20 protein-coding genes and 1 tRNA gene are annotated in these 23,204 nt (G+C 64.2%); 15 read left to right on the top strand and 6 right to left on the bottom strand.

The annotated features are described in order from the left end of the window. The first annotated feature begins 25 nt into the window (after positions 1–25). The 11 genes from B2246_RS07705 to B2246_RS07655 all read left to right on the top strand — a co-directional run bounded on the left by B2246_RS07705 (position 26) and on the right by B2246_RS07655 (position 12,248). Positions 26–3,784 (top strand): nitrate reductase subunit alpha, encoded by a 3,759-nt coding sequence (locus B2246_RS07705; RefSeq protein ID WP_286882160.1) that lies wholly within the window; start codon positions 26–28, stop codon positions 3,782–3,784. Next, entirely contained in the window at positions 3,784–5,337 is a 1,554-nt protein-coding gene (gene narH, locus B2246_RS07700; RefSeq protein WP_008643816.1) for a nitrate reductase subunit beta, read from the top strand. The genes B2246_RS07705 and narH overlap by 1 nt, the downstream gene beginning before the upstream one ends. Before the next feature lie 17 nt (positions 5,338–5,354). Then, positions 5,355–6,014: a nitrate reductase molybdenum cofactor assembly chaperone gene (gene narJ / locus B2246_RS07695; RefSeq protein WP_286882161.1), complete on the top strand. Its 660-nt coding sequence runs from the start codon at positions 5,355–5,357 to the stop codon at positions 6,012–6,014. A gap of 37 nt (positions 6,015–6,051) precedes the next feature. Continuing rightward, positions 6,052–6,735, top strand: coding sequence for a respiratory nitrate reductase subunit gamma (gene narI, locus B2246_RS07690; RefSeq protein ID WP_024570135.1), 684 nt, complete (start codon positions 6,052–6,054; stop codon positions 6,733–6,735). Between the two features lie 12 nt (positions 6,736–6,747). Continuing rightward, positions 6,748–7,482 (top strand): carbonic anhydrase, encoded by a 735-nt coding sequence (locus tag B2246_RS07685; RefSeq protein ID WP_008643809.1) that lies wholly within the window; start codon positions 6,748–6,750, stop codon positions 7,480–7,482. Between the two features lie 38 nt (positions 7,483–7,520). Then, positions 7,521–7,874 carry a c-type cytochrome gene (locus B2246_RS07680; RefSeq protein WP_035882364.1) on the top strand — a complete coding sequence of 118 codons (354 nt, stop codon included), beginning with the start codon at positions 7,521–7,523 and terminating at the stop codon, positions 7,872–7,874. Next, complete coding sequence (locus B2246_RS07675) at positions 7,874–9,046, top strand: cytochrome D1 domain-containing protein (RefSeq protein ID WP_080709701.1); 1,173 nt, start codon at positions 7,874–7,876, stop codon at positions 9,044–9,046. Before B2246_RS07680 ends, B2246_RS07675 begins: the two co-directional genes overlap by 1 nt. A gap of 2 nt (positions 9,047–9,048) precedes the next feature. Next, complete coding sequence (locus B2246_RS07670) at positions 9,049–9,498, top strand: AsnC family transcriptional regulator (protein ID WP_286882162.1); 450 nt, start codon at positions 9,049–9,051, stop codon at positions 9,496–9,498. Continuing rightward, positions 9,495–9,986, top strand: a complete 492-nt coding sequence (locus B2246_RS07665) for an AsnC family transcriptional regulator (RefSeq protein ID WP_286882164.1) — start codon at positions 9,495–9,497, stop codon at positions 9,984–9,986. The genes B2246_RS07670 and B2246_RS07665 overlap by 4 nt, the downstream gene beginning before the upstream one ends. 2 nt (positions 9,987–9,988) lie before the next feature. Then, positions 9,989–10,948 carry a radical SAM/SPASM domain-containing protein gene (locus tag B2246_RS07660; RefSeq protein ID WP_286882166.1) on the top strand — a complete coding sequence of 320 codons (960 nt, stop codon included), beginning with the start codon at positions 9,989–9,991 and terminating at the stop codon, positions 10,946–10,948. 118 nt (positions 10,949–11,066) lie between these two features. Further along, positions 11,067–12,248, top strand: a complete 1,182-nt coding sequence (locus tag B2246_RS07655) for an NAD(P)H-dependent flavin oxidoreductase (RefSeq protein WP_186425015.1) — start codon at positions 11,067–11,069, stop codon at positions 12,246–12,248. A 3-nt stretch (positions 12,249–12,251) separates the two neighbouring features. Here B2246_RS07655 and B2246_RS07650 read toward each other — a convergent pair whose 3' ends face one another. Then, entirely contained in the window at positions 12,252–13,586 is a 1,335-nt protein-coding gene (locus tag B2246_RS07650) for a hypothetical protein (RefSeq protein WP_286882167.1), read from the bottom strand. A gap of 16 nt (positions 13,587–13,602) precedes the next feature. Beyond that, on the bottom strand, positions 13,603–14,049 hold the full coding sequence (locus B2246_RS07645; RefSeq protein WP_186425013.1) for a hemerythrin domain-containing protein: 447 nt from the start codon (positions 14,047–14,049) through the stop codon (positions 13,603–13,605). 252 nt (positions 14,050–14,301) lie between these two features. On the opposite strand from B2246_RS07645, the gene B2246_RS07640 reads away from it, so the two are divergent. After that, the gene (locus tag B2246_RS07640) at positions 14,302–16,317 is read left to right on the top strand and encodes a type IV pili methyl-accepting chemotaxis transducer N-terminal domain-containing protein (protein ID WP_286882168.1); all 2,016 of its coding nucleotides are present in this window, start codon (positions 14,302–14,304) and stop codon (positions 16,315–16,317) included. Then, positions 16,314–16,967, top strand: coding sequence for a response regulator (locus tag B2246_RS07635; protein ID WP_286882169.1), 654 nt, complete (start codon positions 16,314–16,316; stop codon positions 16,965–16,967). The genes B2246_RS07640 and B2246_RS07635 overlap by 4 nt, the downstream gene beginning before the upstream one ends. Positions 16,968–17,027: 60 nt before the next feature. Here B2246_RS07635 and rpiA read toward each other — a convergent pair whose 3' ends face one another. After that, positions 17,028–17,714, bottom strand: coding sequence for a ribose-5-phosphate isomerase RpiA (gene rpiA, locus B2246_RS07630; protein ID WP_286882170.1), 687 nt, complete (start codon positions 17,712–17,714; stop codon positions 17,028–17,030). Positions 17,715–17,832: 118 nt separating this feature from the next. On the opposite strand from rpiA, the gene tal reads away from it, so the two are divergent. Then, a complete protein-coding gene (gene tal / locus B2246_RS07625) occupies positions 17,833–18,789 on the top strand; it encodes a transaldolase (RefSeq protein WP_286882171.1) in 957 nt (318 codons plus the stop codon). Positions 18,790–18,852: 63 nt separating this feature from the next. Here tal and B2246_RS07620 read toward each other — a convergent pair whose 3' ends face one another. From B2246_RS07620 to rnr, 3 genes are read right to left on the bottom strand one after another with little or no spacing between them, the layout of a single operon-like run. Then, a complete protein-coding gene (locus B2246_RS07620; RefSeq protein ID WP_008643783.1) occupies positions 18,853–19,587 on the bottom strand; it encodes an SIR2 family NAD-dependent protein deacylase in 735 nt (244 codons plus the stop codon). Positions 19,588–19,589: 2 nt separating this feature from the next. Next, the gene (rlmB, locus tag B2246_RS07615; RefSeq protein ID WP_008643782.1) at positions 19,590–20,333 is read right to left on the bottom strand and encodes a 23S rRNA (guanosine(2251)-2'-O)-methyltransferase RlmB; all 744 of its coding nucleotides are present in this window, start codon (positions 20,331–20,333) and stop codon (positions 19,590–19,592) included. A gap of 43 nt (positions 20,334–20,376) precedes the next feature. Then, positions 20,377–23,007: a ribonuclease R gene (gene rnr / locus B2246_RS07610; RefSeq protein ID WP_008643780.1), complete on the bottom strand. Its 2,631-nt coding sequence runs from the start codon at positions 23,005–23,007 to the stop codon at positions 20,377–20,379. 69 nt (positions 23,008–23,076) lie between these two features. Between rnr and B2246_RS07605 the strand changes: the two genes are divergently transcribed. Further along, a tRNA-Leu gene (locus tag B2246_RS07605) sits at positions 23,077–23,163 on the top strand. The last annotated feature ends 41 nt before the right edge of the window (positions 23,164–23,204 follow it).

Here is a 23,204-nt window from a genome sequence, read left to right as displayed (position 1 = left end):
GAACCCCACAGGAGAACCCTACAAAATGAGTCACTTTCTCGATCGACTGAAGTTCCTGTCGCGCGTGAAGTCCACCTACTCGGACGGACACGGCGCGGTGGTCAACGAGGACCGCAAGTGGGAAAACACGTACCGCAGCCGCTGGCAGCACGACAAGATCGTGCGCTCGACGCACGGCGTCAACTGCACCGGTTCCTGCTCTTGGAAGGTCTACGTCAAGAACGGCCTGATTACCTGGGAAACCCAGCAGACCGACTATCCGCGCACGCGCCCCGATCTGCCCAACCATGAACCGCGCGGCTGCCCGCGTGGCGCGTCGTACAGCTGGTACGTATACTCCGCGCAGCGGGTGAAGTACCCCATGATTCGCGGCCGCCTGATGGAAATGTGGCGCGAGGCCCGCAAGACGATGGATCCGATTTCCGCCTGGGAATCGATCAGCCAGAACCCGGAGAAGGCCCGCCGCTACAAGAGCGTGCGCGGCCAGGGCGGCTTCGTCCGCGCGGACTGGCAGACTGCCACCGAGATCATCGCGGCGGCCAATGCCTACACGATCAAGCAGTATGGCCCCGACCGCGTGATCGGCTTCTCGCCGATTCCGGCCATGTCGATGGTGTCGTACGCCGCCGGCGCGCGCTACCTGAGCCTGATCGGCGGTGCCTGCCTGTCCTTCTACGACTGGTACTGCGATCTGCCGCCGGCCAGCCCGCAGATCTGGGGCGAGCAGACCGACGTGCCGGAATCCGCCGACTGGTACAACAGCACCTACCTGATGGTGTGGGGCTCGAACGTGCCGCAGACGCGCACGCCTGACGCCCACTTCTACACCGAGGTGCGCTACAAGGGCACCAAGACCGTGGCCGTGTCTTCGGACTTCGGCGAAATGGTCAAGTTCGGTGACATCTGGCTCGCGCCGAAGCAAGGTACCGATGCCGCCCTGGCGATGGCCATGGGCCACGTGGTGCTCAAGGAGTTCCACGCCACCGGCAAGTCGGCCTACTTCCGCGACTATGTGAAGCAGTACACCGACATGCCGCTGCTGGTGCTGCTGCGCGAGCAGGACGGCACGCTGGTGCCCGATCACTTCCTCCGCGCTTCGCACCTGGACGGCAATCTCGACCAGGCGAACCATCCCGAATGGAAAACGCTGGCGATCGACGACGCCACGGGCGAAATCGTCGCGCCGAATGGTTCGATCGGCTTCCGCTGGGGCGAAGCCGCCCACGATAACGGCGCGAAGGTCGGCCGCTGGAACCTCGAGATGAAGGATGGCGGCAGTGGCCGCGAGATCGACCAGCGTCTGTCGCTGATCGGTCATGAGGATGAAGTGGTCGAAGTCGGCTTCCCGTACTTCGGCGGCGAGCACGATGCCCTGCTCAAGCGGCGCGTGCCCACGCGCCGCCTGACGCTGGCCGACGGCACCACGGTTCACGTGGCCACCGTCTATGACCTGCAGATGGCCAACTACGGCGTCGACCAGGGCCTTGGCGGCCCGAACGTCGCCACGTCGTACGACGACGATGTGCCCTACACCCCTGCCTGGCAGGAAAAGCACACGTCCGTGCCGCGTAAGCTCGTCATCCAGGTCGCCCGCGAGTTCGCCGACAACGCCGACCGCACGCAGGGCAAGAGCATGGTCATCGTTGGCGCCGCGCTGAATCACTGGTACCACAACGACATGATCTACCGCGGCATCATCAACCTGTTGATGATGTGCGGCTGCATCGGCAAGAGCGGTGGCGGCTGGGCGCACTACGTCGGTCAGGAAAAGCTGCGGCCGCAGTTCGGCTGGGCGCCGCTGGCGTTCGGGCTGGACTGGTCGCGCCCGCCGCGCCATATGAACGGCACGTCGTTCTTCTACAACCACACCAGCCAGTGGCGTCACGAGAAGCTCGGTGTCGACGAAATCCTCGCGCCGACCGCCGACCGCGCGCGCTACGACAAGCTGTCGCTGCTCGATCTGAACGCGAAGTCCGAACGGATGGGCTGGTTGCCTTCCGCCCCACAACTGGGCCGGAACCCGCTCGATGTGGTGGCCGAGGCCCGCGCCGCCGGCAAGGACCCGATCGCAGATACCGTGGAGCAACTGAAGTCCGGCAAGCTTCAGTTCGCCTGCGACGATCCTGACAATCCCGCCAACTTCCCGCGCAACATGTTCGTGTGGCGCTCGAACATTCTCGGCAGCTCCGGCAAAGGCCACGAGTACTTCCTCAAGTACCTGCTCGGCACGCAGAACGCTGTATTCGGCGATGAGAACGATGCGATCAAGCCCAGCGAAGTCACGGTTCGGCCAGCCGCCGAAGGCAAGCTCGACCTGCTGACCGTGCTCGACTTCCGCATGAGCACCACCTGCCTCTACGGCGACATCGTGCTGCCGACGGCTACGTGGTACGAAAAGGACGACCTGAACACGTCCGACATGCACCCGTTCATCCACCCGCTCTCCGAAGCCGTGCAGCCGCTCTGGGAAAGCAAGACGGACTGGGAAATCTACAAGGCGATCGCGAAGACGTTCAGCGAGATTGCTGGCCCGTACCTTGGCACACGTGAGGATCTGGTCTGCACCCCGCTGCTGCACGACACCCCGGGCGAACTGGGCCAGCCGTTCGAGCCGAAGGACTGGAAGCACGGCGAGTGCGACCTGATCCCGGGCAAGACCGCACCGTCGATGGCCGTGGTGGAACGCAACTATCACGACATCTACAAGAAGTTCACGTCGATCGGCCCGCTGCTCGACAAGCTTGGCAACGGCGGCAAGGGCATCAACTGGAACACCGAGCACGAAGTGCACGAGATCGGCCACCTGAGCAAGACGGTGACCGAGCCTGGCGTCAGCCAGGGCCGTCCGCGCCTGGAAACCGCGATCGACGCCGCGGAGATGATCCTGACGTTCGCGCCCGAAACCAACGGCCACGTGGCCGTCAAGGCCTGGGACGCGCTGTCGAAGATCACCGGCCGCGACCACACGCACCTGGCTGTCGGCCGCGAGCACGACAAGATCCGCTTCCGCGACGTGCAGGCCCAGCCGCGCAAGATCATTTCGGCGCCGACATGGTCAGGTCTCGAGTCCGAGGAAGTCAGCTACAACGCCGGCTACACCAACGTGCACGAGCTGATTCCATGGCGCACGCTGACGGGCCGTCAGCAGTTCTACCAGGATCACCGCTGGATGCTCGACTTCGGCGAAGGCGCGTGCGTATACAAGCCGGCGATCGACACCAAAACGATCAGCCCGATGCTCGGCAAGAAGCCGAACGGCAACCCCGAACTGGTACTGAACTGGATCACCCCGCACCAGAAGTGGGGCATCCACTCCACGTACTCCGACAACCTGCGGATGCTGACGCTGTCGCGCGGCGGCCCTCACGTGTGGATCTCGGAAGTGGAAGCCAAGGCCAACGGCATTCGCGACAACGACTGGGTCGAGGTCTTCAATGTCAACGGCACGCTGACCGCCCGGGTGGTGGTATCGCAGCGCGTTCCGCAAGGGATGTGCCTGATGTACCACGCCCAGGAAAAGATCGTGAACGTACCTGGGGCCGAGACCAGCGGTATGCGCGGCGGCATCCATAACTCGGTCACCCGCACGGTGACCAAGCCCACGCACATGATCGGCGGCTATGCGCAACTGGCCTACGGCTTCAACTACTACGGCACCGTCGGCAGCAACCGCGACGAGTTCGTGATCCTGCGCAAGATGAACAAGGTGGACTGGCTCGACCAGCCGCTACGAGAAGAACGTACCCCTGCAAACGAAGCAGAAAAGATCGAAGGAGCAAGGTAATGAAGATTCGTGCCCAGGTAGCCATGGTGCTGAACCTCGACAAGTGCATCGGCTGCCATACCTGCTCCGTGACGTGTAAGAACGTATGGACGAGCCGTGAAGGTGTCGAGTACGCATGGTTCAACAACGTCGAGACCAAGCCCGGTGTCGGCTTCCCGAAGGAATGGGAGAACCAGGACAAGTGGCAAGGCGGCTGGAAGCGTAATGCCGACGGCAGCCTCACACCCCGTCAGGGCGGCAAGGCGAAGATCCTGGCGAACATCTTCGCCAACCCGAACCTGCCGCAGATCGACGACTACTACGAGCCGTTCACCTTCGACTACGAGCATCTCCAGAATGCCCCGCTGATGCAGACGCCGCCCACGGCGCGTCCCGTATCGGCAATCACCGGCAAGAAGATGGAGAAGATCGAATGGGGTCCGAACTGGGAAGACGACCTCGGGGGCGAGTTCGACCAGCGCAGCCGCGACAAGCTGTTCGAAGATATCCAGAAGGACATGTACTCGACCTTCGAGAACACCTTCATGATGTATTTGCCGCGCCTGTGCGAGCACTGCCTGAACCCGACCTGCGTGGCGTCCTGCCCCTCCGGCTCGGTCTACAAGCGCGAGGAAGACGGCATCGTCCTGGTCGACCAGGACAAGTGCCGCGGCTGGCGCATGTGCGTGTCGGGCTGCCCATACAAGAAGATCTACTTCAACTGGCAGACCGGCAAGGCCGAAAAGTGCGTGTTCTGCTATCCGCGTATCGAGGCCGGGCAACCGACGGTCTGCTCGGAAACCTGCGTGGGCCGCATCCGCTATCTCGGGGTGATGCTCTATGACGCCGACCGCATCGAGCAGGCCGCGTCAGTGGCTGACGAGCGCGATCTGTACCAGTCGCAACTCGACGTCTTCCTCGATCCGCACGATCCGAAGATCCAGGCCGAGGCGCTGCGTCAGGGCATCCCGCAGAGCTGGCTGGACGCCGCGGTCAAGTCGCCGGTTTACAAGATGGCCTGCGAGTGGAAGGTGGCCTTCCCGCTGCACCCGGAATACCGCACGCTGCCAATGGTCTGGTACATCCCGCCGCTCTCGCCGATCCAGTCGGCCGCCGAATCTGGCTTCATGGGCATGAACGGCGTGATCCCGGACGTGAAGAGCCTGCGCATTCCGGTCAAGTATCTTGCGAACCTGCTGACCGCAGGCGATGTGAATCCGGTGCTGTCCGCGCTGGAACGCATGCTGGCGATGCGCGCATACAAGCGCTCTGAATCGGTGGACGGCCTGCAGGACCTGGCCGTGCTCGAACAGGTGGGGCTGACGCCCGCGCAGGTCGAGGACATGTACCAGATCATGGCCATCGCCAACTACGAGGACCGCTTCGTCGTGCCGTCGTCCCACAAGGAAATGGCGGAAGACAGCTTCGACGAGAAGGGAAGCTGCGGTTTCAGCTTCGGCAACGGCTGCTCGGGTGGCACGTCGGACGGCTCGCTGTTCGGCACGAAGAAGCCCAAGCCAGAAGTGTCGTACGCCGACTTGCCGCGCTCGCGCCGCAAGGCCATCACCGGTTAAAGGAAGGAGTTCGAAACATGCCCATTCATCAGGTACTCAGCACCCTGCTCTGCTACCCCGAACAGGAATGGCTCGACAGCCTCGAGGAAGCCAACCTCGCGCTGGTCGAATGGCCGCAGGCGCGGAACATGCTGGCGCCGCTGCTCGACGAGCTGCGCAGCCGCCCGCTGATCGAGCTGCAGGAAAACTACGTCGCCACGTTCGATCGCAGCCCGTCCCACTCGCTGCATCTGTTCGAGCATGTGCATGGCGAAAGCCGCGACCGTGGCCAGGCCATGGTCGACCTGATCGACGAGTACCGTCGTGACGGCTTCGAGCCGCTGGAGACCGAACTGCCCGACTACGTACCGCTGTTCCTTGAGTATCTCGGCGCGTTGTCGCTGGATGGCAAGGAAGAGCGCGCGGAGCAGTTGCTCGGTGACGCGATCCACGTGCTGGCCGCCATCGGCGACCGCCTGGCCCGCAAGGAAAGTCCATATGCCGCCGTCTTCAGGGTGCTGCGTACGCTGACCGACGTGCAGCCCGTCGCGCAGTTGGATCCTCCGGTGCGTGACATGGATGAAGCCATGGAAACGTTCGGCCCCGGCGCCGATGGCGTGGAACCGCTACTGGGCGTGAAACCAGCCATCGACGTGATCACGTTCCACAAGCGCGCCGCGCCGTCTCCTCGCCCGTGACCCGGCCCATTACAAGGAACCATCCAGAGCCACTACCATGAACCTGGTCCATCAATTTATCTTCGGGATCTATCCCTACATCGCAGCCGCCATCTTCCTGTTCGGCAGCCTGGCGCGCTTCGAGCGCGAGCAGTACACCTGGAAGTCGGACAGTTCGCAGATGCTCTATCGCGGTAACCTGCGCACGGGCAACATCCTGTTCCACGTGGGCATCCTTGGCCTGTTCTTCGGCCATCTCGTCGGCCTGCTGACGCCGGTCGTGGTGTGGGACACGCTTGGCGTGTCGCATGGCCTCAAGCAGGCCATCGCCATGAGCGCCGGCGGCGTCATGGGCACGATGTGCCTGGCCGGCCTGCTGATCCTGCTGCATCGTCGCCTGACCAACGCACGCGTGTCCGCCGTCACGCGCTTCGGTGACAAGGTCCTGCTGCTGTGGCTGCTGGTCACGCTGCTGCTGGGTCTGTCGACGATCTTCGAGTCGGCCAGCCATATGGACGGCCACATGATGGTGCAACTGATGACCTGGGCACAGCACATCGTCACGCTGCGCGCGGATGCGGCCAGCTATGTGGCCGAGGCCCCGCTGCTGTTCAAGGCGCACCTGTTCATGGGCATCTCGCTGTTCGCGATCTTCCCGTTCACGCGACTGGTGCACGTCTGGAGCGGCTTTGCCTCGGTGACCTACCTGGGACGCGCCTGGCAACTCGTCCGGGGCCGGTAAGGCCGTGTCCCCATGCACGAGATCGAACGTCTGCTCAAGGGCTTCGAACGGTTCCAGCGGCGCTACTTCGAGGCCAGGCCGGAACTCTTCGATGCCCTGCGCACGGGTCAGAATCCCCAGACGCTGCTGATCGGCTGTAGCGATTCGCGCGTGGACCCGGGCCTGCTGCTCGGCTGCGATCCGGGAGAGCTGTTCACGGTACGCAACGTCGCCAACCTCGTACCGCCGTGCGGGGATGGCGCCAGCGGGCGGCTCCACGGTGTCTCGGCGGCGATCCAGTTCGCCGTGGAGCAGCTGCATGTGGCCCGAATCATCGTGATGGGCCACGCTGGATGTGGCGGCATCCGTGCGTTGCTGGCCCATCCGCAAGACGCCGCTACGAACGCGCCGCAGGACTTCATCGGGCCCTGGGTCCGCATTGCAGGCCCTGCCCGGCGCATGGTCGAGCAGACGCTGCCCAACGCCAGTCCCGCTGAACGGCAGCGCGCATGCGAACAGGCAGCGATCCTGGTGTCACTGCGCAATCTCGAGAGTTTTCCGTTCGTCCGCGAGGCCTGCGAGCGCGGTGCGCTCACGCTGCATGGCTGGTACTTCGACCTCCAGGCGGGCGCGTTGCTGGCCTACTCGGAACGGGCAGACGATTTCCTGCCGCTGGTCTGCCCTCTCACACTGGAGGCGCGCCCGCATCGTCAACCACCGAATCGCCCCAGCATTGACAGCGGTCAAGCCGAAATACTGGGTTCTTAATAATGATGTCGGCATTTGCCCCACTCGCTGGCGACCCCATGCCAACCCTGCGCTGGATCTGCATTCCCATCCTTTCGTGTATGACCGCCACGGCTATCGCCGCCGAGCCACCCGCAGCCGCCCCGGCGCCTGCCAGACAAGCCGAGCTCTTCCGCCTGCTACGCGATGACTGCGGCGCCTGTCATGGCATGACGCTGCAGGGAGGGCTCGGATCACCGCTGACGGCTGCGGCGCTAGCCGACAAACCGCGCGACGGACTCGTCGCCACGGTGCTTCAGGGCAGGCCGGGAACCGCCATGCCGCCGTGGCAACCATTCATGACACAGGACGAAGCACGATGGCTGATCGATCGACTCCAATCCGGGCACGTGCCCGCCGTACCGAAACCATGATGCGCCGCACCGCACTTCCCGTCGTGCTGGCACTGAGCGTGCTGCTCTCCGGCTGCGCCACCGCAGTACGTGGCACCGGCGATATGGGCGTCGTGGTCGAGCGCGCCGCCGGCCGCATCCAGGTCGTGGAAACCTCGGGCATGACCCGATTGGCGACGATAGATGGCTTCGGTGACCTGTCGCACGCCAGCGTGGTCTTCGCGCGAGACGGCCGGTACGCCTACGTCTTCGGCCGCGACGGTGGCCTGACCCGCGTGGACCTGCTGGATGCCAAGGTGACCCACCGTACCATCCAGGCAGGCAACAGCATCGGCGGCGCCATTACCCAGGATGGCCGCGTAGTGGCCGCGCAGAATTACGAGCCCGGTGGCATCCGGCTGTTCGATGCCGCCACGCTCGAACCGCTCGCCGACATCCCCGCCATCGGCCCGGACGGGCGACGCTCGAAGGTTGTCGGTCTGGCCGACCTGCCCGGCAAGCGGCTGGCGGCGAGCCTGTTCGACGCAGGCGAGATCTGGATCATCGACGTGGCCGATCCGCGCCACCCCAAAGTCACCAAGCTGCCGGCAGGCAAGCAGCCTTATGACGGGCTGGTAACGCCGGACGGCCGCTGGTATCTGGCGGGACTATTCGGGGAAGATGGCCTGGCGCTGGTGGACCTGTGGCAAACCCCGCCTGCCGCGCGGCATGTCCTGTCCGGCTACGGACGTGGCTCCGCGCCGCTGCCCGTCTACAAGATGCCGCACCTGCGCGGCTGGGCCATGGCGCAGGGCAAGGCCTGGCTGCCCGCCATCGGGCGTCATGAAGTGCTCATCGCGGATACCGCCAACGCCTGGCAGGAAGCCGGACGCGTGGAAGTTGCGGGCCAGCCGGTGTTCGTGATGGCGCAGCCGGACGGACGACAGGTCTGGGTGAACTTCGCGTTCCCGAACAACGAAACCGTCCAGGTCATCGACACAGCCACCCGGAAGGTCGTGCGCACGCTCAAGCCTTGCCGTGGCGTGCTGCACATGGAGTTCACGCCCAAAGGCGAGGCAGTCTGGCTGTCGTGCCGCGACGACAATCGCGTGGTGGTCTACGACACGACTACCTACGAGCCGTTGACCACGCTGCCGGCGGACCATCCAAGCGGCATCTTCTTCACCTCGCGCGCGCAGCGCTTCGGGATGTGACCATGACGCTGGACGACCTGGACCGCCGCATCATCGACGCCTTGCAGCTTGGACTGCCTATTACGCCTCGGCCCTACGCCGACGCGGCGCAGTCGCTCGGCATCGACGAGGGCACGTTGCTTGGCCGGCTGCAGGCGCTGCTGGATGCGGGAATCCTGACCCGGTTCGGGCCGATGTACCAGGTCGAGCGCGTTGGGGGGCGTTTCATGCTCTGCGCATGCCATGCCCCCGTCGATCGCCTGGAAGCCGTGATCGAAGCCATCAATGCCTTTCCCGAAGTCGCCCACAACTACGAGCGCACACATCATCTGAACCTTTGGTTCGTGCTGGCTGTCGCGCGCGCGGAGGATGTCACCCCCACCCTGGAACGCATCGAGGTGGCCGCGGGCGTGAAGATCCTGCCGTTTCCAAAGGAACGCGAGTACTTCGTGCACCTCCATCTCCCGACATGACCCACGATTCGCTCGACCTCGCACTGATTCGCGCCACGCAACAAGGGCTGCCACTCGTGCCTGAACCCTTTGCCGCCATCGGCGCGTCGCTCGGCATCGACGAAAGCGAGGTCATTGCGCGGCTGCAGGCCATGCTGACACTTGGCACCTTGCGCCGCATCGGCGCGGTGCCCAATCACTACTTGCTGGGTTGGCGGGCCAACGGCATGACCGTTTGGGACGTTGACGACATGCATATCGACACGCTCGGCGAACGCGTTGGCGCGCTGCCGTTCGTGAGTCACTGCTACCGCCGCACGCGCCACACCCCGGATTGGCCGTACAACCTGTTCGCGATGGTCCACGCGCATACGCGGGAGGAAGCACAGGAACTCGTCGCCCGGATCGCAGCGTTGCTGGGTGATGCCTGCCGGGCCCACGACGTACTCTGGTCGACCCGGATCCTCAAGAAAACCGGTCTTCGGCTGCCAGCCACAGGAAACGTCTGATCATGCTCCGCGTGTCCCGATTCATGGAAGCGCTGTGTGACGGCGCGCCAACCTCCGCACTGCCCCGCGATCGCCGGAATGATGAAAGCCCCGTTGTCATCTGGCATCCGTGCGCGCCCGACCCGTCCACGGCCGGCACCGACACCGGCACCGAACTCGATACCACCGAGGCCCTGGCGTTGCTCGAGCAACTCCATCTCGCCCGGGTCCGCTCGCTGATCCTCTCCGGCAGCGATCCGATGGCACGCTCCGATTTCTTCAAAATCATCGCCCGGGCCCGCGAGCTGGACCTCAATGTGCTGCTGTCCACCGACGGTAGCCGCCTGACAGGCATGAACGCCGTCAAGCTGGCCGCCTATGGTCTCGACTACGTCGGTATCCAGATTGATGGTCTGCAGTACACGCACAACCATGTGCAACGCTCCCGCCACGCCTACCAACGTGCCTTGCGCGGCCTGCGCGCTGCCCGCAACGCCCACCTGAGAGTCGGGATGCGCATTGCACTGAGCCCGATGAACGCGGCGGAGTTGCCCGCGGTGGTGGCCCTGGCGGACAGCGAGCGTATCGACAGGTTTCACCTCTCTCAGCCCTGCCCTGCGGACTGCGCGCACGACTCCACCCAGAACACATCACTTCGTGACATGACGCGTGCTTCGCTCGAGTGGCTGTTCGATTATGTGTGGATACGAGCGCAGAAAGGCAATGCAGGCGACTTCGTCACCAGCCAGCACGCGGCCAGCAGCGCCTATCTGCTGCATTGGGTCTCAACACGCGTGCCACACCATCTGGCGGCCATTCGCGAGCGTATCGCGTGCGCCAGCAAGGCCAAGGGCGCTGGCATCCTTCTGATCGATGCGCTCGGCCACGTCCATCGGGGCTCGGCCCGGCTCGATGAAACGTGCGGCAATGTACGCGAACGACCGTTCAGCGACATCGCCGAGCAACGCTTGATCCACGCGTAGTTCCCCAGAGCTACGCCGATCGCACGCGCCAGCATCTACTTTGATATTCGACAAGAGTGGGACACGGAGCCTGTGCCACGCTTGCCCGTCACTACTACGCATACAAGGTGAACTCAACATGACAGAGCATTGGTTGACGCTGGCCGGCCGGCGATTGCTGCCGATCGTGCAGGGCGGCATGGGCATCGGCATTTCGGCGCACAGGCTGGCGGGAACCGTTGCCAGTCAGAACGGCGTTGGCACCATTGCCAGTATCGACTTGCGCCACCATCATCCCGACCTGATGGCCCAAACCGCCGGTACGCGTGACAAGGCGCGCATCGAGGCCGCCAACCTGGTAGCGCTGGACCGCGAGATCCGCGCCGCGCGCGAACTCTCGGAAGGACGTGGCCTGATCGCCGTGAACGTGATGAAGGCCGTCGGCTCGCACGCGCAACTGGTTCGCCAGGCTTGCGAGAGCGGCGCCGACGCGATCGTCATGGGTGCCGGCCTGCCACTGGACCTGCCCGATCTTGCCGCCGGCCACCCGAAGGTTGCGTTGATTCCGATCCTCTCGGAATCGCGCGGCATCGGGCTGGTGATCCGCCGCTGGATGAAGAAAGGCAGACTGCCGGACGCCATCGTGGTCGAGCATCCCGCCCATGCGGGTGGCCACCTCGGTGCGTCAGCCATCGAGGATATTGGCGACGACCGCTTTTCGTTCGACCGTGTACTGGACGAGTGCCGCGAGTTGTTCAAGACGCTGGGCCTGACGTGGGGCAGCATCCCGCTGATTCTTGCCGGCGGCATGAACAACCACACCAAGATCCGGCATTGGCTCGACAAAGGCGCTGCCGCGGTGCAGGTCGGCACCGCCTTCGCCGTCACAGAGGAATCCGACGCGCATCCAGCCTTCAAGCACGTACTGGCCACGGCGCGCCCGGAAACGTTGCGCGAATTCACCAGCGTAGCCGGTCTGCCCGCTCGTGCCGTGCTGACGCCCTGGCTGGCGAAGTACCTGTCAACAGAGAGCCGCTTGCAGCGCCGCGCGAAAACGCGCGATTGTCTGGAAGGATTCGATTGCCTGCAGGCGTGCGGCCTGCGCGATGGTATCGCCCGTATCGGCCAGTTCTGCATCGATCTCAAACTAGCGCAGGCAGTGCGCGGCGATGTGGAGCGTGGCCTGTTCTTCCGTGGCAAGGGCACGCTACCCTTCGGCGAGGCGATCCGTCCGGTTGCGGACCTGATGCACTATCTGCTGACAGGCGAGAAGCCGGCGGATCTGACGGAAGATACCGCCCGCGCCGTCAGCATGGCCTGATGCTCAGTTCGGCGGGACGCCATGTTCCGCCACGGCTGCCGCCACCCGTGGTGGCAGCCCACCCTGTTTGCGCATGACTCGCATACAGCGCAAGGCACGCAACAACTGCACGCCCAGCCATCCGTTCGCGATGGCGAACAGCACACCGCCAACCTTCGCCAGCAACCCCGGCGCCAACGGCACGGCCAGCAGCACGAGGAATGCCGCCAGCACCATCCACCCCTGCCTCTTCTGACTCTCCGGCGAGATGATCACCTGCATCGCCGGGACGCGCGCGCGCGGCGGCAACAGCCGGCGTAGATGCAACCAGACGAGGAACGGCACGATCTTGCCCAGCATCGCGTTCACGGGCAGCACCCCTCCCCCAATCAGCGCCAGCATGCCGATGTACCACTGCGCTGCAGCCGGCATCTGATTCGGCGCCAGAGCGCTGGCAGTCGTCAGCAATGCAGCCAGCAGCAGGCTCAGGGCGGACACTGGCCAAAGCACCCACTGTGGGTCATGTCGCCGCCTCGCGCGCCATGCGGCCTTCAATGCGCAGGCGCCGAGCACCATGGCGAACAGCAGCCAGGGCACGAGCGCGAATCGCTCAACCGCCCCGCCCGGCCGCGCAATCACGACGATGCTGAATACCAGCAGCAGTAGCCAATGCCCGTAAGGCAAACAGCGTTCGAGCCAGGACGGCAAACGCTCCGTCTGCCAGAACATCGGTAGTACGGTGGTGGCTACGCCGCTCACCAGCGCCGCCAGCCAGCCGCCTAGCCCCCACGCGACATGCAGCGCCAGCACCTGTTCGGGCGCCACCGTCCACATTCCACCGAACAGGCCAGCCAGCGCCGCACCGCCCAGTGCCGTAACGATCAACGGGGCGCCGATCCATGCCAACGTCCGCGTGGTTGCATCGACTGCGGCGACCCTGAAGCCCGCCGCCAGCAACAAGAGGCCTACGAGCGTCAGGAACGTCCCGCCGGTCGCGACGGCCCAGCGAAATGCCGTGGCGCCGCTACCAAGGAATCCGGCCGCGAGCGCGGCGGCGGTCCCGGCTCCCGCTACGGCGACGAATGGTGACACCAAGCCCGCGAACGGAACGGATACCCCCGCAACGACCGGCATCATCTGGAACAGGGCGCCGAGCATGACCGGCAACAACATCCCTAGCGCCAGTGCGTGGACGGCCGCCAATGCCAATGGCGCAAAGCGATCCGGCAGCGCGTCGACCGGGCCAAGTACCAGCAGCAAGCCAGCTACCACGCCAAGCCAGGGGGCAGGCATCAGGCAGCCAAACACCAAGCCGGGACGCGGCGCACTCGCGTAGTCAAGGTTGACGGCTTTCACCATGGCACGATTCGAGGTCTCAAGGGTGAGCGGCTTGTCCCGATGCGAAATCCGCCAACAGCGTATCCAGCCCCTTCACCTGGGCCTGACACATCGGGAACAGTACATTCTCTTCCTTGACGTTGTGCTGCTGCAGAAGCACGACCAGGGTATCGAGTTCGGCCGCCAGCGCGCCAACATCCTTCAGTTCCAACCATTCCCGCGCGTTGTCCAGCAGGCCACGCACCTCATCGTGTTCGTGGCGCATCACGGCGGTGGGGCCATTGCTGAATCCCACGGCTTGTTCGAACGCCGGAAACAAGCGCTGTTCTTCGGTACTGAAATTGCCCTGCAGGGCGGATTCCAAGCGCGCAAACGCACCGGCTGCGGCATCCCAGTCTTTCGCGCGCACGCAGGCTTCAACCTGCTCGATGGCTTCGTCGCAATCACGGTGTTGCCGCACCAGGGTGGTGATGGTCGTGGACATATCGCTTCTCCCGATCTCATGGTTTGATATGGCAACGATGCTAGGGCCACGTTAACGGCATGGATTTGATCGGGACCAAAACTCGCTGACTTACCACGTGCCTCGCTAAGCATATTGAAACCAAAAACTTCCTTGATCTAGCGCAGTAGAGCCACCATCACACGCTGGCACAATCCGCGGCAGGGCCGCCCGTCCCCACACTCATACTGCAGCATCACCCTGCAATATCACCCGCCGGGCCGCACCTTCCCAATGCTAGCCCCTACGACTCCAGATACCACCGCCCCCTTGCCTGACAACGGCCACGTGCCGGAAGCGGTCCGGCTGACACCATTGCGCCACCGGCTTTCCACGCGGATCATCCTGCTGTCGTTCGCGTCACTGATGGTGGTGCTGGGAATGATTTCAGGCACGCTGTATCTCTCCTGGAAGCTGGAAGGAGCCGGTGCCGCCATCAACGACGCCGGAAGCCTGCGGATGCGCGCAAACCGGGTCGCCATTGAACTGACCCGTGCCCAGAGCGGCAGTCCCAACGATCTGGCAGGGCAAGTCGCGGCGCTGGACGCCACGCTCGCGCAGTTGCGCCGTGGCAATCCGGCCCGCCCGCTATTCCTGCCCGACGAACCCGCGATCCGGGCCAAGCTTGACCTCGTCGTCGCGGACTGGCAGCAGCGCCTGAAGCCGCTTGCGGTGGCCACCGCAAGCACCACGCCTGCAAACGCCTACATCGATGCCCTGCCGGTTTTCGTCAATGAGGCCGACAGTCTGGTAAAGCTGATCGAACGCGATAACGCGCGTAAAACCGATCTGCTGCGACTCTCTCAGGCAAGCCTTGCGATCATCGCGTGCGTTGGCACGGTCGCTGTGATCTATCTGCTCTACCTCTGGATCATTCTGCCCGTGCTGCGTCTGCAGGATGGCCTGCAGCGCATGGCTGCCCGCGAGTTCTCGCTGCGCTTGCCCATCGCAACACGTGATGAATTCGGCACGCTGAACGCCGGCTTCAACCGCATGGCCGACGAACTGCAGGAGCTCTATCAGGATCTGGCGGCACGCGTGGACAGCAAGACTGCCGAGTTGGCGCGGCAAAATCGGGATCTGGAAGCCCTCTACGACATGACCGCCTTCCTCAACCGGGCCAGTGATGCCGAGGCGATGGCACGCGGATTCCTGGAACGCGTGATGCGCCAGTTCGAGGCCGACGGCGGGACCGTTCGTGTGATCGATGCCACGCACGGGAAGCTCCACCGACTTGCATCAGTGGGACTTTCGGATGAACTGGCGGACAACAGCCGCTGTAGCGCGATCCATGACTGTCACTGCGGGGCCGCAGCTGAAGCGGGCATGATTACGGTGACGGACCTGCGCCAGTTCGTGCGTCAGGGCTCCGAAACACCGGAGTCTCCCTGTGGCCGCGAAGGTTTCACGGGCATGGCGGCGTTCCGGCTCGACTCTCCGCGCGGCACGCTCGGCACATTCACGCTGCATTTCCGCAATCCGCGCGAACTGCCACCTTCCGATCGCCAACTGCTCCAAACCCTCGCCCGCCACCTTGGCACGGCACTGGAGCACCTGCGGCTTGCCGCCAGCGCGCGCCAGCTTGCGGTCGTCGAAGAGCGCAATCTGGTGGCGCAAGGATTGCACGACAGCATCGCGCAAGGCCTGAATTTCCTGAACCTTCAGGTACAACTGCTCGGCGATGCGGTGGAACGGAACGACAACGCGGAAACGCGCGAGATCGTGCCACTGCTGCGACACGGCGTGGAAGAAAGTTACCAGGACGTGCGCGAACTGCTGCACAACTTCCGCTCCCGGCTGACGACGGGCGACATGCGCCCAGCGGTGGAGGACACCGTCGCGCGCTTCCGCCGTCAATGCCGCACGGACGCCACATTGACGATCGAAGGAAGCGGACCGCCGCTGCAGCCGGAGCAGCAGCTACAGGTACTGTTCATCCTGCAGGAGGCGTTGTCGAACGTGCGCAAACATGCGATGGCCGAGCATGTCACGATCTCGCTCACGCAGGGGCGCGACTTCCAACTCGTCGTCCAGGACGATGGCGAAGGATTCGATCCTTCCGAATTCGACGGCCAGGACAGCGCGCACGTCGGTCTGCACATCATGCAGGAACGGGCATCGCGGCTTGGCGCGACCCTGACGATCGACGCCCGCCCAGGGGCTGGCGTCCGCGTCGCCCTATCATTGCCGCGCGGCGAAACCATGGCGCAGCCAGACGAGTTGCTGGCGGCGCAGGAGTCTTCCCAATGACCATCCGTATCCTACTGATCGACGATCACACATTGTTCCGCTCGGGTGTTCGCGCGCTGCTGCAGTGGCAGAGCGATTTCGAAGTGGTCGACGAAGCCGCCGATGGCGTGGAAGGCATCAAACGGGCCAAGCAGCATCGACCGGACGTGATTCTGCTCGACCTGAATATGCCCGGCCTGTCAGGACTCGAAACCCTTCAACTGCTGACGGAGGATCTGCCGGAATGCGCGGTGATTGTGCTGACGGTATCCGAGGAAGGAGAAGAACTGGCCAGCGCCCTGCGCAGCGGCGCGCGGGGTTACCTGATCAAGAACATCGAGACCGAAGCGCTGACGAGCGCGATCCGGCGGGCTGCCGCAGGGGAGCCGGTGATCTCCGACACGATGACCGCCAAGCTCGTGCAGCAATTCAAGGCTCCGGCGGCCGCACCTGCCCTGCTAGAGCGTGGCGACGCGGCCCCTCTGACGGCGCGTGAGCGGGACATTGTGCGCGGACTGGTACGCGGCGAAAGCAACAAGATGATTGCGCGCGCGCTGGGCGTGGCGGAGAGCACGGTCAAGATTCACGTGCAGAACATTCTGAAGAAGCTCAATCTGGCCAGCCGCGTGCAAGTGGCCGTCTACGCGGTGGAGCATGGGCTCACCGCGTGAGGCAATCGAAGCCGGGGGCCATGGGCGCCCGGCCTCTCACTTATACGGCGCTTATGCGATTCAGTAATCCGAGCGCTGCACGCCCTGATCGGTACCCAGCAACAGCACATTTGCTCCGCGCAGGGCGAACAGACCAACGGTCACCACGCCGGGTAGCTGGTTGATTTGCTGCTCCAGCGCCCTCGGGTTCTCGATCTTCAGGCCCGAGACATCCAGAATGACGTTGCCGTTGTCGGTCTTGTAGATACCGCCTTCCTTGGTCATGCGCAGACGCGGCTGACCGCCTAGCGCCGCCAGGCTTCGGGCTACCGCCGCGCGTGCCATCGGGATCACCTCGACCGGCAGCGGAAATGCGCCCATCGTCGGCACCAGCTTGCTGCCGTCGGCAATGCACACGAATCGATCCGCCACCGAGGCAACGATCTTCTCGCGCGTCAGCGCGCCGCCACCGCCCTTGATCATCGCGCCGGAGTTGTCGATCTCGTCAGCGCCATCCACATAGACGGGAATGCTGTCGACCTCGTTCAGATCGAGCACATTGAAACCGTGCTGTTGCAAGCGGCGTGTGGAGGCCTCGGAACTCGACACCGCGCCCGCAAAGCGCTCTTTGAACGCCGCCACGGCGTCGATGAAGAGATTGGCGGTGGAGCCGGTGCCCACGCCAAGAACAGCGCCTTCGGGCACTTCCTGCTTCACATAGTCAGCGGCAGCTTGCGCGACCAGCGCCTTGAGTTCATCCTGAGTCATGACTACAGCCAGAAAAGCGTTGGGAAACGTGTAGTGTAGCGGATTGGTTCCCCATCCCCGACGTTTACGCCACGCGCCACGCCGTTACAATGGCCTCTCCCTCCGACGGAACCCAATCATGAACGAGCTTGAACAACTGAGGCAGTTCACCACGGTAGTGGCCGACACCGGCGACTTCCAGTTGATGAAGCAATACAAGCCACAGGACGCGACCACCAATCCGTCGCTGATTTTCAAGGCGGTACAGAAGCCGGAATACCGCCCGCTGCTGGAACAGGCCGTGCGCGATCACCACGGCAATTCTGGGCTCGATGGCGTTATGGACCAGCTCCTGATCGCATTCGGCTGCGAGATCCTGGCCATCGTACCCGGCCGCGTGTCGACCGAGGTCGACGCCCGTCTGTCGTTCGATACCGAGGCCACCGTTGCCAAGGCGCGCCACCTGATCGGCCTGTACGAGCAACGTGGCGTGGCACGCGAGCGCGTGCTGATCAAGATCGCCTCGACATGGGAGGGCATCCGCGCTGCCGAGGTCCTGCAACGCGAGAACATCCGCTGCAACATGACGCTGCTGTTCTCGCTGGCACAGGCAGTGGCTTGTGCCGAGGCCGGCGCGCAGCTGATCTCCCCGTTCGTGGGCCGCATCCTTGACTGGTACAAGAAGCAGGCTGGCGAGAAATGGGACCCCGTGGCGAACGGCGGCGATAACGATCCTGGCGTGCGCTCGGTGCGTCAGATCTATGACTATTACAAGAAGTTCAGCTATGCGACCGAGGTCATGGGCGCCAGCTTCCGCAGCACCGATCAGATCCTGTCGCTGGCCGGCTGCGACCTGTTGACGATCAGTCCGGAACTGCTCGAGCAGCTTTCAGGCGGACAGGGTGCCGTTGCGCGCAAGTTGTCCGTGGAGCAGGCTCAAGCCGGCAACGTCGCACGAATCGCCGCAGATGAACCCGCCTTCCGCTGGCAACTCAACGAAGATGCGATGGCAACGGAGAAGCTCTCCGAAGGTATCCGCCTGTTTGCGGCCGATGCGATGAAACTGGAGAAACTCGTCGGCGAACTGGCCGGTTGAGTCGGGATCGCGGCTCGATCCAACGCCTTGGAGGGAGCCGCGGATCCGCAGTCGAACAGTCGTTCAGACTGCCTGCGGCCAGAGCAACGGCAGGCATTCACCCGCCGGCGCGGCCAGTACGATATCCGCCGTCTCGTCCAGTGCTGACGGCTGCGGATTCACCACGATCACGCGCGCGCCGTTCTCCTTCGCCACCCCCGGCAGCGCCGCCGCCGGATACACCAGCCCCGACGTGCCCACAACCAGGCAGAGGTCACAGGACTCGGCCGCATGGTCGGCGCGGAAACGGGCCACTCGCGGCAGGTCCTCGCCGAACCACACCACGCCGGGGCGCATCATCGCACCACATATCGCGCATCGCGGAGGATCGCCCGGAATCGGCGGCACGGTGTCGCAACGACCACAGCCATCAAGCCATTTGTTGGCGAAGAGGTTGCCGTGCAGTTCCACCACCTGCTCGCTGCCCGCCTTCTGGTGCAGGCCGTCGATATTCTGCGTCACTAGCGTCATCGGCTTCAGCCGGGCCAGCACCGCAAGCGCATGGTGGGCCGGATTCGGCCGGGCCGCCGCCACCAGCTCGCGCCGATGCTGATACCACTGCCACACCAGCGCTGGTTGACGACGGTACGCTTCTTCCGTCGCCAGTTCCTCGGGATCGAAGCGCTCCCATAGGCCGGTCAGCGCATCGCGGAACGTCGGCACACCCGACTCCGCGGAAATCCCGGCACCCGTCAGCACAAAGATCTGACGGGCCTCGGCAACCCAGCCACGCGCCTGCTCAAGGGCGAGGCTATCCATGATCAGCGCGGCAGACGGCGCTGACGCACCGCTTCGTACAGGCACACGCCGCTGGCCACCGACACGTTCAGGCTCTCGACGCCCCCCGCCATCGGAATCGCCACCAATTCATCGCAAGTTTCGCGCGTCAGGCGGCGCATACCCTCGCCTTCCGCGCCCATGACGATGGCGGTCGGTCCCTTCAGCTCGACGTCGTACAGCGCTTTCTCGGTGCCGTCAGCCGTACCGATCACCCAGATGCCACGCTCCTGCAGTTCGCGCAGCGTGCGCGCAAGGTTCGTCACCGTGATGTACGGCACGGTTTCGGCCGCGCCGCTGGCAACCTTCGCTACCGTGGCATTCAGACCGACGCTACGGTCCTTCGGCGCGATCACCGCGTGCGCGCCAGCGCCATCGGCCACGCGCAGGCATGCGCCGAGGTTGTGCGGATCGGTGACACCATCGAGCACGAGCAACAGCGGCGTGCCTTCGATGCCATCCAGGAGTTCGTCGAGGTTGAGCGCAAGCGAAACATCTTCGGCCCGCGCCACTACGCCCTGGTGGCGATCAGTGCCGGCCATGCCGCGCAGGCGCTCGGCATCGACCGGATGCAGCGTCACGCCAAGACTCTCCGCCAGGCGGATAAAGTCCTGCATGCGCCGGTCACGGCGATTCGCTTCGATGTAGATATCGGACACGCTCTGCGCGTTCTGGCGCAGGCGTGCGTTGACGGCGTGAAAGCCGATCAGGAGTTTGTGTTTGGCCATGGCGCGCATTGTACCCGCCATGGCCAACTTCAAACGCGCCAGATTAGCGCTTGCGGGCTGGCCGCGTGCTCTTGCCAGCGGGCTTGGGCGCGCGCTTGGTCGTCGGCTGCCGTTCGGTCTTCAAATGCGTCGGCTTTGGCTTGGCCGCTCGCTTCGCGGGCTTGCCTGACTGCGCCTTCTTCGCCGACCCACGGCCATGCGACGTATGCCCGACATGGGCGTCGCGCGGCTTGAGCGGCGTGATGACCGCCTCGAACACCGGTTGCTCTTCGATCACACGGTCCAGCGTTTCGTCGAACGACTCTTCCGGCTTCGAAGTGCCACCGAGCAGCGCGGCAAGCTGACGTCCCTTCTTGCGCGCCGGCACCGCATGGGCAGCCGGCACCCGCGGTTGCTCGGGCACGCCGGCCCGGGCGCGCAGCGTCTTGGCCGACGGCTCCTGCACCAGACGGAAGTCAATCTTGCGGGCATCGAGATCGACGCGCGACACCTGCACGCGCACGCGATCGGTGAGCCGGTAGCGGATGCCAGTCCGCTCGCCACGCAGTTCGTTGCGCGCCTCGTCGTACTGGAAATAGTCGCTGCCCAGTTCCGTCACGTGCACGAGGCCTTCCACATACAGCTCGTCGAGCTGCACGAAGATGCCGAACGACGTCACCGCGCTGATCGTGCCAGCGAAATCGCTACCCAGCTTGTCGCGCATGAAGTAGCACTTGAGCCAGGCCTCCACGTCGCGCGATGCCTCGTCGGCACGACGCTCGTTGGCCGAGCAGTGCAACCCCAGTTCGTCCCAGACGCCCTCGTCGCGCTTCGCGCGCGCGGCAACGTTCTCGGCACGCTTCTCGGCATCGGCGGCCTGCATCCGGCGCGCTTTCGGCGAGATCTGCGTATTGAGCTCCGTCCCCTGGATAAAGGCCGGCCGATACTTCGTATGTGCGAGGATCGCCTTGATCGATCGATGCACGAGCAAGTCCGGATAGCGGCGGATCGGGCTGGTGAAGTGCGCGTACGCCTCGTAGGCCAAGCCGAAGTGGCCGATATTGTCCGGGCTGTAGACCGCCTGCTGCATCGAACGCAGCAGCATCGTCTGCAACATCGGCGCATCGGGACGCGACTTGATCTTGTCCATGACCTCGGCATAGTCCGAGGCCTGCGGCTTGTCGCCACCGCCAAGCGACAGCCCGGCGGTTTTCAGGAACTCGCGCAGATTCTTGAGCTTCTCTTCGCTCGGACCCGCGTGGATCCGGTACAGCGCCGGATGCTTGAAGCGCTCGAGGAAGTCGGCCGCGCAGACGTTGGCCGTCAACATGCACTCTTCGATCAGACGGTGCGCGTCGTTGCGCGTGCGCGGCAAGATCTGCTCGATCTTGCCCTGCGCGTTGCAGACGATATAGGTCTCGGTGGTGTCGAAGTCGATCGCGCCACGGGCACGGCGAGCCTTGAGCAGGACCTGGAACAGCTCATACAGGTTCTGCAGGTGTGGCACCAGTTCCGCGCGCTTGTGGGCCTCAGGCCCCTTGGTGTTCGACAGAACCGACCAGACCTCGTTGTAAGTCAGGCGCGCAGCGGAGTGCATCACCGCCGGATAGAACTGGTAGCCCTTGAGTTCGCCCTTGGCCGTGATCACCGCGTCGCAGACCATGCACAGACGGTCGACGTTCGGGTTCAGCGAACAGAGGCCATTTGACAGCTTCTCCGGCAGCATCGGAATCACGCGGCGCGGGAAGTAAACCGACGTGGCGCGATCCAGCGCATCGGCATCGAGCGGCGTGCCCGGCCGCACGTAGTGCGACACATCGGCGATCGCCACGATCAGACGCCAGCCCTTTGCACGACCGATCTTCACCTGCTCGCAATAGACGGCATCGTCGAAGTCGCGCGCATCCTCGCCATCGATCGTAACCAGCGGAATGTCGCGCAGGTCGATGCGATGATCGAGGTCGGCCTGAAGCACCTCATCGGGCAACCCTTGTGCTTCCTTGACGGCAGCGGGCGAGAACTGATGCGGCACGCCGTACTTGCGCACGGCAATCTCGATCTCCATGCCGGGATCGTCGATATCGCCAATCACCTCGACCACGCGGCCCACCGGCTGCACGTAGCGATCGGGCCATTCCATCAGCTCGACGCTGACCACCTGCCCCACGCGCGCCTTGCCTTGGGCCTTGGGCGGAATCAGGATGTCCTGGCCAATGCGCTTGTCTTCCGGCGCCACCACGAGCACGCCATTTTCAGACAGCAGTCGGCCGATCACGAAGCGATTGGCACGCTCCACGATCTCGACGATCTGCCCTTCTGGACGGCCGCGGCGGTCATAGCCAACCACGCGCACCTGCGCGCGATCGTTGTGCATCGCCTTCTGCAGCTCGCGCTCGGGCAGGAAGATATCGTCCTCGCCGTCGTCGCGAATCAGGAAGCCGAAGCCGTCGCGATGGCCCTGTACGCGGCCAAGCACGAAATTGGGTTGATGGGCCAGCTCATAGCGGCCCTTGCGATTGAGTTCGATCTGGCCGTCGCGTTCCATCGCGGCGAGCCGTTTCTGAAAGCCGTCATGCTCCTTGCGCGTGACGGCCAGGGCCTTGGCGATATCGCCGGCCGACAGGGGCGACCCCGAAGTTCTCAGTACGCCAAGGATTTCTTCCCGGCTGGGGATCGGATAGTTGTTCTGATTCAATTTTTCTCGAAACTGTTTGACAAACGTTTTACGGTCGCTATAATGGCCGCTTCGGTTGTTTCGACACCTGCCCAGGTGGCGGAATTGGTAGACGCACTAGGTTCAGGTCCTAGCGGTGGCAACACTGTGGAGGTTCGAGTCCTCTCCTGGGCACCAAGATTTGGCGAGAAACCCGCAACACACGTTGCGGGTTTTTT

Origin of the sequence: Cupriavidus sp. UBA2010 (assembly GCF_002335265.1) — a bacterium.
Taxonomy (GTDB): Bacteria; Pseudomonadota; Gammaproteobacteria; order Burkholderiales; family Burkholderiaceae; genus Cupriavidus; species Cupriavidus metallidurans.
Note: the sequence above shows the minus strand (reverse complement) of the source record. Positions and strands in the feature narration are given on the sequence as shown.

Bases quoted from the DNA above. Each gene is read 5' to 3' on its own strand.
- B2246_RS07665 (WP_286882164.1), top strand. From the start codon at position 9,495: ATGACCCACGATTCGCTCGACCTCGCACTGATTCGCGCCACGCAACAA.
- B2246_RS07655 (WP_186425015.1), top strand. From the start codon at position 11,067: ATGACAGAGCATTGGTTGACGCTGGCCGGCCGGCGATTGCTGCCGATC.
- narJ (WP_286882161.1), top strand. From the start codon at position 5,355: ATGCCCATTCATCAGGTACTCAGCACCCTGCTCTGCTACCCCGAACAG.
- B2246_RS07705 (WP_286882160.1), top strand. From the start codon at position 26: ATGAGTCACTTTCTCGATCGACTGAAGTTCCTGTCGCGCGTGAAGTCC.
- narI (WP_024570135.1), top strand. From the start codon at position 6,052: ATGAACCTGGTCCATCAATTTATCTTCGGGATCTATCCCTACATCGCA.
- B2246_RS07660 (WP_286882166.1), top strand. From the start codon at position 9,989: ATGCTCCGCGTGTCCCGATTCATGGAAGCGCTGTGTGACGGCGCGCCA.
- B2246_RS07685 (WP_008643809.1), top strand. From the start codon at position 6,748: ATGCACGAGATCGAACGTCTGCTCAAGGGCTTCGAACGGTTCCAGCGG.
- B2246_RS07670 (WP_286882162.1), top strand. From the start codon at position 9,049: ATGACGCTGGACGACCTGGACCGCCGCATCATCGACGCCTTGCAGCTT.
- tal (WP_286882171.1), top strand. From the start codon at position 17,833: ATGAACGAGCTTGAACAACTGAGGCAGTTCACCACGGTAGTGGCCGAC.
- B2246_RS07620 (WP_008643783.1), bottom strand. From the start codon at position 19,587: ATGGATAGCCTCGCCCTTGAGCAGGCGCGTGGCTGGGTTGCCGAGGCC.
- narH (WP_008643816.1), top strand. From the start codon at position 3,784: ATGAAGATTCGTGCCCAGGTAGCCATGGTGCTGAACCTCGACAAGTGC.
- rlmB (WP_008643782.1), bottom strand. From the start codon at position 20,333: ATGGCCAAACACAAACTCCTGATCGGCTTTCACGCCGTCAACGCACGC.
- B2246_RS07640 (WP_286882168.1), top strand. From the start codon at position 14,302: ATGCTAGCCCCTACGACTCCAGATACCACCGCCCCCTTGCCTGACAAC.
- B2246_RS07645 (WP_186425013.1), bottom strand. From the start codon at position 14,049: ATGTCCACGACCATCACCACCCTGGTGCGGCAACACCGTGATTGCGAC.
- rpiA (WP_286882170.1), bottom strand. From the start codon at position 17,714: ATGACTCAGGATGAACTCAAGGCGCTGGTCGCGCAAGCTGCCGCTGAC.
- B2246_RS07650 (WP_286882167.1), bottom strand. From the start codon at position 13,586: ATGGTGAAAGCCGTCAACCTTGACTACGCGAGTGCGCCGCGTCCCGGC.
- B2246_RS07635 (WP_286882169.1), top strand. From the start codon at position 16,314: ATGACCATCCGTATCCTACTGATCGACGATCACACATTGTTCCGCTCG.
- B2246_RS07680 (WP_035882364.1), top strand. From the start codon at position 7,521: ATGCCAACCCTGCGCTGGATCTGCATTCCCATCCTTTCGTGTATGACC.
- B2246_RS07675 (WP_080709701.1), top strand. From the start codon at position 7,874: ATGCGCCGCACCGCACTTCCCGTCGTGCTGGCACTGAGCGTGCTGCTC.